At 44.2% G+C, this 14,005-nt stretch carries 6 protein-coding genes; 5 read left to right on the plus strand and 1 reads right to left on the minus strand.

What is annotated here, in order from left to right:
- Positions 1-443: 443 nt before the first annotated feature.
- The 5 genes from ABIO93_RS22485 (at position 444) to ABIO93_RS22505 (ending at position 12,384) form a co-directional block, all read left to right on the plus strand.
- Positions 444-3,506, plus strand: coding sequence for a TonB-dependent receptor (locus ABIO93_RS22485; RefSeq protein ID WP_348071859.1), 3,063 nt, complete (start codon positions 444-446; stop codon positions 3,504-3,506).
- Positions 3,507-3,524: 18 nt separating this feature from the next.
- Positions 3,525-5,015, plus strand: coding sequence for a RagB/SusD family nutrient uptake outer membrane protein (locus ABIO93_RS22490; protein ID WP_348071861.1), 1,491 nt, complete (start codon positions 3,525-3,527; stop codon positions 5,013-5,015).
- A 71-nt stretch (positions 5,016-5,086) separates the two neighbouring features.
- Positions 5,087-5,683 carry a hypothetical protein gene (locus tag ABIO93_RS22495; protein ID WP_348071863.1) on the plus strand — a complete coding sequence of 199 codons (597 nt, stop codon included), beginning with the start codon at positions 5,087-5,089 and terminating at the stop codon, positions 5,681-5,683.
- The gene (locus ABIO93_RS22500) at positions 5,680-9,015 is read left to right on the plus strand and encodes a VCBS repeat-containing protein (protein ID WP_348071865.1); all 3,336 of its coding nucleotides are present in this window, start codon (positions 5,680-5,682) and stop codon (positions 9,013-9,015) included. The genes ABIO93_RS22495 and ABIO93_RS22500 overlap by 4 nt, the downstream gene beginning before the upstream one ends.
- 87 nt (positions 9,016-9,102) lie before the next feature.
- On the plus strand, positions 9,103-12,384 hold the full coding sequence (locus tag ABIO93_RS22505; RefSeq protein ID WP_348071867.1) for a VCBS repeat-containing protein: 3,282 nt from the start codon (positions 9,103-9,105) through the stop codon (positions 12,382-12,384).
- Here the strand turns inward: ABIO93_RS22505 and ABIO93_RS22510 are convergent.
- A partial coding sequence (locus ABIO93_RS22510; RefSeq protein WP_348071869.1) for a TonB-dependent receptor occupies positions 12,385-14,005 on the minus strand: 1,621 nt, incomplete at its 5' end.

Genomic DNA, 14,005 nt, shown 5'->3' on the forward strand with positions numbered 1-14,005 from the left:
ATGTAATTAAACTTAGAAAATCGAACCAAAGTTACGCACAACCGGTAAGGATTTCCAGCAAAATTTTAAGATAGATTTTTGCGTGTTTTGAACTGATATAATATTTTGAAAAACCGTTTCCGGATTAAATGTTTATTAAAAAAATAAGCGGTTGTGACCCTATTTGTACTTCTCAAATAAGTCTATTGCACTATAATTATAAATGTAACTGGTTTGTTAAATAAAATGATTTTAATGCACATTTTTTAGACTTCCGTTATTGTATTATCCGAATTATTTATATTATTTTGTATTACCCGTAATGTTAAATTTAAACTAAATCCCATTAATATTCAGAAAAATAGGCTTTTCGATGCGTCTGGGAGCTTTTTGAGTAAGTTATGTGACAATGTTAAAATGATACAATTGCGAGTTTTGACTTTTACCAAATTAATAACTAACCTATGATGAAATTGTCCTTTTTTTTACTTCGTCAACATGATCCATGCATTGCAAATGATGGTCTGGCTTCGGTAAAATTTTCAGCTTACAGATCAGGATTTCTGGCAGTATTGTTGATGCTGATCAGTACTACAATGAGCGTGATGGCTCAGGATGTGAGTGTATCCGGTAAAGTTACGGATGCCAAAACGGGTGGTATTCCGGGTGTAACGGTAACACTCAAAGGAAGCACCAAAGGAACTAATACGGATGTGGGAGGTAACTACCAGATCAGCGTTCCCGGAAATGCAACATTGTCTTTCAGTGCTATCGGATATGAGACGCAGGATGTGGCGGTTGGAAATAAATCAGTATTAAATGTAGTGCTTTCCGAGGATGTTAAAGCCCTCGAAGAAGTGGTGGTTGTAGGGTACGGAACGGTGAAGAAAAAGGATGCAACCGGTGCCGTTTCTGCTTTGGGATCGAAAGATTTCCAAAAAGGGATCGTGACCTCTCCTGAACAATTGATGCAGGGCCGCGTTGCCGGTGTGCAGATCACCCAGTCCAGCGGTGAGCCGGGCGGTGGTATCAACGTTCGTATCCGGGGTACGTCGTCCGTACTTGGTGGAAATAACCCGCTTTTCGTGATCGACGGTGTGCCTCTGAGCGGGGATAACACTTCCAGCGGTGGCGATAACCAGGGTGTAGGACGTCAGCCAGCCAAAAACCCATTGAACTTCCTGAACCCGGACGATATTGCCAGCATGGACATCCTGAAAGATGCTTCTGCAACAGCTATTTACGGTTCTCGTGGTGCTAATGGTGTTGTTTTGATCACTACCAAAAGAGGTAGAGGTAAGGGTTCACTGGACTACGGATATTCTGTCGGTATCAGTAACATTACCAAAAAATACGATTTGCTGAATGCTGCTGAATACAAGGCAGCCGGCGGACAGGATCAAGGCTCGAATACCGACTGGCAGGACCTGTTGTTCAGAACTGCATTGACGCATCAGCATAACCTTTCTTACGGCGGCGGAGATGCTTCTGGCAATTACCGGTTTTCATTGGGTTACCTGAACCAGGACGGTATCGTGGAGACATCCAATGTAAAACGTTACAGTGTAGGTTTTAGCGGAACAAAGAAATTCATCGGTGACAAACTCACAATAGGTAGCAACCTGAATTTTGCAAATACACAAGATACTGGCGTTCCTATCTCCGAAAACATTGGGTTTGAAGGAGATTTGATGGGTAGTATTTTGAAAGCTAACCCTACACGTTCAGCCTACAAAGGTGATTCCCTGAACCAGTCGACTACCACAGAACCAAATCCGCTCGCGTTTGTCAAGCTGTCTAAAGATTACAGTAACACGCTTCGCGCACTGGGTAACATCAACGCTGAGCTCGAAATTTTCAAAGGCTTGAAATTTAAAACAGTGCTTGGTTTTGATAAATCAATGTCTAGCAGAAAGCAGGCATATTCAAAACAACTGGTCGTTGCAGGTATAGAGAAAATTGGTCGCGTTTATATTCGTGACGTGGAAAGCAACAACCAGTTGTGGGAAAACTATTTTACCTATGATAAAGAAATCGGGAGTGTAACACTGAATGCATTGCTAGGTTATTCTTATCAAAGTTTTGAAAACAGCAGTAAAAACGTTGCGGCTGCCAACTTCCGGACCAATGATCTCGATTTGATGATCAATAACCTGGGTATTGCAGGAACTGTTGGACTTAAAGACGCAACCTCACTTTCAAGCGTAGGTTCTGTTATTCAGAATTCTAGCTATGTGAAAGATGAGCTGCAATCTTACTTTGGTCGTGTTAACCTTGGGTTTTCAAACAAATACCTTTTTACCGGTACATTGCGTGTGGATGGTTCGTCTAAATTTGGAGGTAACAACAAATACGGTTACTTCCCTTCCGGCGCATTCAAATGGAAGCTGGTTGAAGAGGATTTCATACCTAAGACAGTGTTTACGGATCTTTCTCTGAGAGTAGGATACGGTGTTACTGGTAACCAGGCAATTCCTCACAACGTATATGACAGAAGAGATCGTTACGGCGACTATGTGATCAACCAGGGTGGCGACGCTATCACGGGCGGTGGCTTGAATGCAGTCGCGTTCAACAACCCTAATCTTAAATGGGAATCAACGGCTGCATTAAACTTAGGTTTGGATTTCTCTATCTTGAAAGGAAGACTTTCAGGTAGCATTGATGTTTATAACAAAAGCACCAAAGACCTGTTGTTCAAAGTTGTGGCGGCTCAGCCTGCACCAAACCCGTTTGTATACCGTAACCTGGATACCGATATTCAGAACCGTGGTATAGAGCTTGCATTGAATGCAGTGGTGGTAGACGGCAAGAAGTTTTCATGGGAAGTGCTGTTCAATGCGTCCTATAACAAAAACCTGATTAAGAACCTGATCGGTGTTTATGATACAGGTGAGATCAATGGACAAGGTTTAACAGGTGCATTTGCACAACGTCTGGCAGAAGGACAGCCATTATTTGCATACTTCCTTCGTGAATTCGGCGGATATGATGAAAATGGAAACTCGATTTATCCAAACGGAGACTTCCAGCAATTCCTTGGCGGAAAAAGCCCGCTTCCAAAAGTGAATGCTGGTTTGACAAATAACCTGAAATACGGTAACTTCGATTTGAATATTTTCTTTAACGGTGTATTCGGAAACTACCTTTACTCTAATACAGCCAACGCATTCTTTACACAAGGATCATTTGCTAACGGACGTAACGTGACCAAAGATGTGATCGGAAACGGAGAAGGTGGATTGAATGCTCCTGACGTATCAACCCGCTTCCTTCAAAAAGGCGATTTCGTAAGATTACAAAACCTGACTTTGGGATATCGTATTCCAATGAAGAGCAGCAAAATCCTGAGCAACGCAAGACTTTTCGTTACCGGACAGAACTTGCTAACGTTTACCAAATATGACGGACAAGATCCAGAGGTTAGTACCAACAAATCTTTGAATGATATTCCTTCATTTGGTATAGATTATACAGCATATCCAAGAGCAAGAACGTGGACTATTGGCGTAAACGTCTCATTCTAATTTTAATTTGTTACAAAAATGAAAACCAGTCAAATATATAAAGTACTAGTTGCGGGGATGAGCATGGCTGTTTTGTCAGCTTGTACTGACCTTGTTAACGAAGAGAAAGATTCAGTGGTGAATAAATCCGCTGATGGGAAATTTGCTCCGGTGAACGTTCCCGAGGCGTTAGCTTCTGCTTACAAAGATTTATCCACCTATTCGGATCAGGGCGGAATTTACGCTCTTGGAGAGCACGTTACCGCTGAGATGATCCCGCCTACACGCGGTGTGGACTGGGGTGATAACGGGGTTTGGCGTACATTGGACCAGCATACCTGGGACGCGACTCACTCCGCGATCCTCAGCGCATGGAACAACCTGAACCAGAGAGCATATAAGGCTACTGAGATCATTGCATCCAATCCTACTGCGGTGCAGAAAGCGGAAGCGCAGTTTTTGAGAGCTTATAATATGTATTGGGTAATGGATTACTGGGGTGCAGTTCCGTTCCGCGAAGTAACGCAGGGCGTTGACGAGCTACCCAAGGTGCTAACTCGCTCGGAAGCATACGATTATATAATGAAAGATCTGGAAGAGGCGCTACCAAACCTTCCTAAAAAAGGACCAAGCGTAACGAACGGAACAGCTTCAAAAGCAGCAGCGAACTTCCTTCTTGCCAAATTGCTTTTAAATAAGGCAGTTTACAAAAGCGCTACTCCGGCAGGTCCCTACACATTCGATAAAGCGGATATGGATAAGGTGGTAGCTTATGTGGATGCCATTACAGCTGACGGATATGCATTGGAGTCAGACTATTTTAACGCTTTCTCTTCAAGCGCGAAAACAGAGCCTATCTTCAATGTGCAGGAAGGAACAGCTCAAAACCGCTGGATGATGACTTTGCATTATGGTCAAAACCCATCAGGATGGAATGGGTTTGCAACATTGGCTGACTTCTACGACACTTTCGAAGCGAAGGATACACGTATCGGAAAACCTGCTAAAAAAGATGGTAGCCAGTTTGCAGGAATAAGCTATGGCTTCTTGATTGGTCAGCAGTATGATGATAAAGGTGCTGTTGTGATCGATACCCGTACTCAGAAGCCTTTGCAGTTTACCAAAGATGTACCATTGGCTGGTGCTGCAACGGATAAGGGAATTCGCGTTATCAAATATCACCCTGCAAATTCCGGAAAATATCTTCTGATGCGTTATGCAGAGGCTTACCTGATGAAAGCTGAGGCGCTGCTGAGAGGCGGAAATGCTGCGGCAGCACTTACCCAGGTCAATGCTTTGAGAAGTCTCCGTGGTGCAACTGCTTTGGCTTCGTTGACAGAAGCGAATCTGTTTGACGAAATTGGACGTGAACTTTACTGGGAAGGTTTCAAAAGAACTACTGAAATTCGTTTTGGTAAATTCACAACAGGATTAGGTGCATCTGTAAAAGAGGCTTATACTGTTCTTTATCCGATTCCTTCTGCGGCTTTGGTTTCCAATCCAAATCTTACTCAGAACCCGGGATATTAATTATTTCAACTTAGTTTTTGCCAAAGATGCCCGAAGTTTCCGGGCATCTTTGTTTTTTATTGAGATATCAAATGAAGCGTTCAGGAGTTGGTTATTGTTTATTGATTTTAATAGGCTTTTTGAATTTTGGGTGCAGTCAAAACAACGCCTCCAACGAAAGGGTCGAGCAGATTTTTAAAGCACTTAAAGAGAACGAGGCGAAGGTTATCATCAGCTTTAACGGAAAGGAATTCTATCCTGCGGAAAGTGTTTTCAAGGGCCAGGTAACTTTGTCGCATCAAATGCTTAGCCTTGCGTTAACCAATCAGTTTGAGGGAAAAACGATGCTCAGCCTCGGCGGTGAGAAATGGTATGCACAAAATCCCATTGTCAAAAAGGTCGATCTGAAAGATGCATTCAATGCCAGCCTGAAAATAGGAAAGCTCATTGACCCCAAAAATATGATTGGCGAAGGCTATATGATGACGGATGGGCAAATAGAGGCTATTACTTTTGCCAAAGACCAAATGGTTTTTAAAATAACAGGCAGAGTTGGCAAATACAGTGATTTTGAACAACCCGACAAGTATATTTCAGCCGAGGGGTTCATCGTTTATAAAATGCCCGCCATCAATTGGTCAAATATTACTGAAGACGAAGTTTTCAGTTCCACCAAGTTAGATAAATGACAATTATAGTTAACATTTTTGCAAAAAATACCCCTCTATTCGGGCTTTTAATTTTCCTTTTATCCTGCCAAAAAACGGATAAGCCAGCCGGGTTGTTTAAAGAACTGGATGCTTCTGAAACCGGTATCGACTTTATAAACAAGGTAGAGGACCGCGAGGACATTAATATTTTTAACTACCGCAATTTCTATAATGGTGGCGGAGTGGCGATAGGCGACATTAACAACGACGGTCTACCCGACATTTATTTCACCGCCAACATGGGCGATAACAAGCTCTATCTCAATAAAGGCAACTGGAAATTTGAAGATATCACCACCAAAGCAGGAGTCGCCGAGCCGATGAAATGGAGTACCGGCGTAGTGATGGTGGACGTGAACGGCGACAAGCTGCTCGATATATATGTCTGTAATGCGGGCTACCAGAAGTTTGTCAAGAAGCAGGGAAACTCACTTTACATTAACAACGGCGACCTCACTTTTACAGAGTCGGCTGCACAATATGGCCTCAATGAGTCGGGTTATACGACGCATGCCGCGTTCCTGGATTACGACTTGGACGGCGACCTGGATGCCTATATCCTGAACAACAGTTTTATTCCTGTAAACACACTCAACTATGCCAACGACCGTAATTTGCGGGCAAAGGATTGGCCGGTCAAGGACTTTTTGAAAGGAGGCGGCGACAAGCTGCTTCGCAATGATAATGGCAAGTTCGTGGATGTGAGCGAGGAGGCCGGTATCTATGGAAGCCTCATTGGATTTGGGTTGGGTGTGACGGTCGGCGACATTAATGGTGACCAGTACCCGGACATTTACGTTTCCAATGACTTTTACGAAAAAGACTATTTCTATATCAACCAAAAGGACGGTACTTTCTCCGAAGAACTTGAAAAGCGCGTCAAACATACCAGTTTAGCGTCTATGGGCGCTGATATGGCGGATATTAACAACGACGGCTACCCTGAATTGTTCGTGACGGATATGCTTCCTCTTGATGGGTACCGTTACAAAACCAGCACTTCATTCGAAAACCATTACCTGTTCAATCTGAAAAAGGAAAAAGGTTTTTACAATCAATACATGCAGAACAGTCTGCAATTCAACAATCAGGACGGTACGTTCAGTGAAATCTCGAATTATGCGGGTGTGGCTGCCAGTGATTGGAGTTGGGGCGCTCTTTTGTTCGACGCTGACAATGACGCGAGAACGGATATTTATGTGAGCAATGGCATTAATCACGACATTCTGGACCAGGACTTTATCGATTTTTTTGCCAATGAAGTGACCCAGAAAATGGTCATGTCAGGCGAAAAACAAAATATGCAGAGTATCATTGACAAGATGCCATCGAACCCGATCCCGAATAACTTCTTTCATAATGAGGGAAATTTGCAGTTCAAGGAGAGAGGCGAGGAATTTGGTTTGGGTGCCAAATCATTTTCCAATGGTGCTGCCTATGCCGATCTGGACAATGATGGTGATCTGGATCTGGTCGTTAACAATGTGAACCAGCCTTGTTTTGTATATAAAAATCAATCGGAGCAGAAGCAGAACCATTATGTGAAGCTAAAATTGACCGGTGAAGGCAAGAATACCTTTGCGATCGGGGCTAAGATAGCGGTTTACGCAGGCAATCAGATTTTTAGCAAACAACTGAATCCCGCACGCGGATTTCAGTCGAGTACCGAATATCCGATGACCATTGGATTGGGGAAAATAACGCAGATCGATTCGGTCCATATTATGTGGCCTAACCGAAAAGTGACGAGGACAGCGAAGTTCAAAACAGATACGACATTAAACTTTGCAATCAAGGACGCGGTTGACGCGGTTATTTCGCCTGTTAAGAAAATCGCCACACCGCTCACTGTGGTTGCTAGCAACGGATTTGACGCACATGAGGAAGATAAGTACGAAGATTTTTATAATGAGCGGAACATTCCGATCATGTTATCACAGGAAGGACCCAAAGCCGCAATCGGGGACGTAAATGGCGATGGTACCGACGATGTTTACATTTGCGGCGGCAAGGGGCAAGGCGGGCAACTATATTTGCAAAAAGGCGGGTTATTTATCAAATCTGTACAGAAGGTTTTCACGGAGCTGGCTGGATTTGAAGATACTGCGGCTACTTTTTTCGACGCAGACGGTGATGGCGACCAAGACCTGATCGTCGGAAGCGGAGGAAATGAAACATTGGTAACCAGTCCGGATTTGCCGACGAGACTATATTTAAATGACGGCAAAGGTAATTTTGCGATCAATACCAGAGCATTGCCACCTAATTCCATGAATACTGCGGTTATTGCAGCACATGATTACGATGGGGACGGTGACATTGATCTTTTTGTGGGTAGTAGAAGCGTTCCCCGGGAGTACGGTTCTAGTCCGAGAAGTTACCTGTATCAGAATGACGGAAAAGGTGTTTTTAAGGATATTGGGAAGGAAATTGCGCCACAGTTTCTGAAATTGGGCATGATCCGGGACGCAGCCTGGGCGGATGTGGATGGGGATAAAGCCAAAGAATTGATTGTTGCCGGAGACTGGATGGCGCCTGTCGTCTTTAAATTTCAGGCAGGAAAATTCGTTAAAATGGAGTCCGGTATGGAGGCCTATGCGGGTTTCTGGGGTTGTATTAAGGTTGCTGACATGGACGGGGACGGGGATCAGGACATTGTTTTGGGGAATATTGGCGAAAACTTTTCGCTGAAAGCTTCTGAAAAATCGCCTATGAAGATCTGGATCAATGATTTCAACAAAAACGGGACAATCGAAAAAGTGATTACCAAAGTTGTCGATTCTAAAGACGTGCCGATCCTTTTAAAACGAGAATTAACCACGCAATTTCCACTATTGAAAAAGACCAGCCTTAAACATTCCGAGTACGCGACACAGGCGATTCAGGATCTGTTTCCGGAAGATATACTCAAAGCTGCCGTGGAGAAATCGGTCAATTACCTACAATCGGCCATCGCGGTCAATGACGGAAAAGGGCATTTCAAGCTGACTGAGCTTCCTTATATGGTTCAAATTTCCTGCCTGAATGCGATCCAGAGCCAGGACGTGAACCATGACGGAAAGCAGGACCTGATCGTCGGCGGTAATTTTACTCATTTTATTCCGCAACTGGGAAGTCTGGATGCCTGCCGTGGCAATGTGCTGATCAATAAAGGGAATATGAAATTCGATGTTTTGCTGAGTAACCAAAGCGGTTTTGCGATCGATGGCGAGGTAAAACAGATCAGCCCGATCACCATTCAGGGAGCGCCGTATCTGATCAATCTGGTCAATAATGCAGCGCCAGTCCTGTTCAAAATCAACAAACTGTAAAACCACATTGTTTTGTTCTTAAAATTTCCAACACGTTTTCTTAAAACTGTTAATCATATTCTGTTAGTCAGTTTATGCTGGATTGGCTTGTCCTGCTCGAAGGAAAAAGATGCGCAGGATTACAATTTTGACCTGCTAACCTCCGAAAAAACCGGCATCGATTTTTCCAATACATTGAAACCGACTAAGGAATTCAACATTTTCTACTACATGTATTTTTACAATGGCGGCGGTGTTGGGGCGGGAGATCTGAATAACGACGGACTGGTAGATCTCTGCTTCTCGGCCAATCAGGAACCGAACCGCATTTATCTGAACAAGTCGGGGATGAAGTTTGAGGACATTACCGAAAAAGCGAATTTCAAAGGAGGAAAAGGTTGGTCCAACGGCGTATCGATTGTGGATATCAATCAGGACGGTATGCTGGATATTTACATCAGCCAGGTAGGGGATTTTGATTCGATGAAGGGTCATAACCTGCTTTTTGTCTGTCAGGAAATCACGAAGGAAGGTATTCCGGTTTATGCTGAGAAATCGAAAGAGTATGGTTTGGATCTGGTCGTTTTTGGAACGCAGGCCATGTTTTTTGACTACGATCTGGACGGTGACCTCGATATGTTTCAGCTTAACCATTCCGTTCATCAAAATGGCACATTCGGTCGGAGGGCGCTTTTTGAAAACACCTATCATCCATTGGCTGGCGACAAGCTTTTCAGGAATGACAGTGGTAAATATGTAGAAGTGACCAAGACAACAGGCATTCACAGCTCAGCATTGGGCTACGGGCTCGGGTTGGGCGTAGGCGACCTCAATTTTGACGGGTACCCGGATATGTACGTCGGAAACGACTTTCACGAGAATGATTACCTCTACATCAATCAGAAAAACGGCTCTTTCCGTGACATGACCGATTCGTCGCTGATGCATACCAGCCAGTTTTCCATGGGCGTGGACATTGGTGACCTCAACAATGATATTTTTCCTGAAATCGTGTCCCTGGATATGCTTCCCTCTGATTATGAGATTCTTAAAAAGTCGGAAGGAGAGGATATGTACAGTATTTTTCAGTACAAGATCCGGCAGGGTTATAACTACCAGTTTGCAAGGAACAATTTGCAATACAACAACGGAAACGGCACGTTCAGCGAAATAGGAATGTATTCTGGTGTTCACGCCACTGACTGGTCATGGGCAGCACTTTTCACTGATTTTGACAATGACGGACTGAAAGATTTATTCATTTCAAATGGCATCCCGAAAAGAATGAATGACACCGATTACATTAAGTTTGTGTCGGACGATGTGGTGCAGGAAAAGATCAGGAATAAAAACTTCGATGAAAATGACCCGGGTTTGGCGGATAAGCTGCCCGAGATCAAGCTACCCAATAAATTCTTTTCCAATCAGGGCGATCTGGCTTTCAAAGACTGGGGCGGTTCGATCCGGAATGATCAGGTTTCGTATTCCAATGGTTCTGTTTACGCAGATCTTGACAATGACGGTGATCTGGACATTGTGACCAATAACATTAATGAGAAGGCATTTATCTACGAAAACCTGAACAACAAGAAGTCAGCTAAAAACGACTTTACAAGAGTTTATCTGAAAGGAGCCAAAGGAAACCTGAATGCGATCGGTGCCAAATGTCTGGTTTTCAAGAAGGACAAGGTGATCAGTATGGAGAAGTTTCCGGTGCGCGGTTTTCAGTCGAGTATGGAAGTTCCTTTGAACATTGGTTTGGGTAGAAAGGCTGACGTGGATTCCATGTTGGTTATCTGGCCTGATAACCATTATCAGGTTTTGAAAGGCAGTGATTTAAAGGATTCATTGTCATTGACTTATCAAGCCAATCTCCCCATTTTTGATTATAATAAGTTTAAAGAAAGTAGAGCTGACAAATCATATTCCTACGAAGACATTGCCGCCAAGTTGGGCGTGGATGTGAAGCACGAGGAGAATAATTTCGTAGAATTCGACCGTAACTCATTGATCCCATTCGAAGTAACCGGCGACGGTCCGGCGCTTGCTGTGGCGGATATTAACCACGACGGGCTGGAAGATATTTTTGTAGGCTCTTCCAAAAAACTCAGAAATCATTTGTTCTTGCAAAGTGCAGATGGCAAGTTCAAGGAATCTATTCAGCCAGCATTGACGAGGGACAGCACTTACGAGGAAGTTGATGCGGAATGGACGGATGTGAACCGCGACGGCCATCCGGACCTGGTGGTGGCGAATGGTGGAAATGAGTATTCCAATAACTCGGAGTACCAGATGCCACGTGTCTATCTGAATGATGGAAAAGGTAAGCTCAGTCCCAAGACAGATGCTTTTTCGAATGTTTACGTCACGGCTTCCTGCGTCATTCCATTTGATTTTACCGGTGATGGAGTGGTCGATCTATTTATAGGAGGGCGCGCGGTACCCCTGAATTATGGTGAAATACCGAGGTCATATTTGTTAAAAAACGACGGTACCGGCCGGTTTACGGATGTTACGAACCAGTATGCGAAAGATCTGGCGACCATTGGTTATGTGAAAAACGCTAAACTTGCCGACATGGACAAGGATGGAGATCAGGACCTGGTCATTGCATTGGAATGGGACGGGATTTGTATGATGCAGAATGACGGCAAAAGCTTCTCTAAGAAAATGCTGACAGACAAGAAAGGCTGGTGGAATTTTGTCATGCCTTTTGATTTTGACGGGGACGGAGATGTGGATATTCTGGCTGGGAATCTGGGGCTTAACAGCCGCTTGAAGGCCAGTTCGGAAGAGCCGATCAAGATGTATATCAATGATTACGACGGCAATGGCAGGAAGGAACCGATCCTGACTTACTACCTGAATGGCAAGGAGGCGCTGTTTCCTACCAAGTTGGAAATGGAGAAACAGATGCCTGTAATCCGAAAAAAATACATTTATGCAACTCAATTTGCCAAGGCGAGTCTGTCGGATTTGGTGGGAGAGGATAAGTTGAAGTCTGCACAAATGCGGTCAGCCGACTACTTCCAAAACGCTGTGCTGGTGAATGATGGGAAAGGCAACTTTACGTTAAAGCCGCTGGGTTACCAGGCACAATGGACACCATTTTACGACGCTCAGATCATCGACGGCAATGGCGACAAACTGCCTGACGTGCTCATCATGGGCAATTTTTATAATTGTAACATTCAAATGGGCCGGTATGACAGCGATTATGGAACAGTACTGATCAACAATGGTAACTGTAATTTCACGGCGGGACCATTGAATGGTTTGTCAGTAAAAGGGCAGGTTAAAAAGCTCCGAAAGATTAAGCTAAAAAACGGCGACGCGATCATCGCTGCGCGGAATAATGATAAACTTGTGGTGATCAGCCGCAAGAAATAATTACAGCACAAAATTATAGGAAACCGACACGATCGGCGTAGCGAAGATATTGAGCTGGTAGCTTTTCGTGACCGCATTTTCTGTCTTGAAAAATACAGAATAAGCATTTTTTCGCGCGTATAAATTGTAAACTGAGAACGTCCAGTGACCCTGCCATTTCCGGTTCTTCATGCTGGGATTATAAATATTCCAGGCGAAATCGAGTCGGTGGTAATCTGGAATGCGCTTATTGTTGCGCTTATCGTAAAATGGATAGACGTTATTCTGGTAATTGATAAAGCCAATCGGCTCGGTGTAAGGCCTGCCGGTACTGTATGCAAATGTGAAGCCGAATGAATTGTGACTATCGACGGTCAGGTCCAGCGAGGCATTGAAACTGTGCGGTTTGTCGTAATTAGCAGGGTACCAGCCGCCACGGTTTACGAGCTCGATTAGTGCTGCGCCTTCATTTACAATGTTGAGTGACCTTGCAAATGTATAATTTGCCCAGCCTTTTACATTTCCCTTTTTCTTGGTCAGCATCAGTTCCAGTCCGTACGACTTGTTACGTCCTTGTACCAGTTGGGTTTCAGGATATTGCTGCAAAAGGAAATCTGCTCCGGGTTTGTAGTCGATGATATTATTGGCCATCCTGTAATAACCTTCCACGGACACTTCATAAATATCATTATCAAAAGATTGGTAGTAGCCTGCCGTGAAAAGGTTGCTGATCTGCGGTTTGATGTGCGTATCACTTGTTTTCCACCGTGAAGTTGGAATGGGCGTTGCGGTATTGGAAACCACCTGAATGTACTGCCGCATCAGGTTATAGCCGAATTTGAGCGAAATTTGGTCATTTAGAGCATACCGCAACCCAATTCGCGGCTCGAACCCTCCGTAAGACTTGGAAATTTTTCCGCTACCATACACCGTGGAATCAACCACCGAAAAATCATCCCGGGGTTGATCGGACGAATAATTCCTGACAATGGATTTACCAACTGCCATAAAACGGGAATAGCGCAAACCGACGGATAGCGCCAGATTTTTGGAAAAATTGATCTCGTCATCTGCATACCAGGCGATTTCGTTGGCTCTTTCGGTAGGAGTGGAAATGTAATTAACACTTTGGCTGAGCCCCGGATGTAATGTGCCGGGCCTGATCTCATATCTCGTCGCGATGAGACCGGTTTCAAACTTGTGGTTGGTCAGCTGGTAGTTAATGTTGGACTTCACCTGTTTTTGCTCAACCGACGATCGCAACCTGACTACATTCCCTGTTTCCTTTTCGGCGGTACCTATGTCCGGGGCATATCTGGCATAAATGACGGAGGTTTGTAAATTCAGTTTCGGCGAGATTACATGCAGCCAGCGCAACATGGAATTGGTCGTAATGTGCTTATAGTGCGTATCATTGCCTACTACATTCGGTAGGTTCGTCAGTAAATCTGTTTTGAAAAAATCATTGCTATAATAGCCCATCAACGTTACCGTATTCCGCTCATTGACCCGCCAGAAAGACTTGGCCGACAGCTCTCCGAATTTCGCCCTGATGTTGTTAAGGCGCTTATCGAGTTTTGGTAGGATAAAATCATTGAATGCTCCGCGACCTGCCACATAGACTCCCAGTTTTCCTTTAATG

Source organism: Dyadobacter sp. (assembly GCF_039919315.1).
Classification (GTDB): Bacteria; Bacteroidota; Bacteroidia; order Cytophagales; family Spirosomataceae; genus Dyadobacter.

Bases quoted from the DNA above. Each gene is read 5' to 3' on its own strand.
- ABIO93_RS22485 (WP_348071859.1), top strand. From the start codon at position 444: ATGATGAAATTGTCCTTTTTTTTACTTCGTCAACATGATCCATGCATT.
- ABIO93_RS22490 (WP_348071861.1), top strand. From the start codon at position 3,525: ATGAAAACCAGTCAAATATATAAAGTACTAGTTGCGGGGATGAGCATG.
- ABIO93_RS22495 (WP_348071863.1), top strand. From the start codon at position 5,087: ATGAAGCGTTCAGGAGTTGGTTATTGTTTATTGATTTTAATAGGCTTT.
- ABIO93_RS22500 (WP_348071865.1), top strand. From the start codon at position 5,680: ATGACAATTATAGTTAACATTTTTGCAAAAAATACCCCTCTATTCGGG.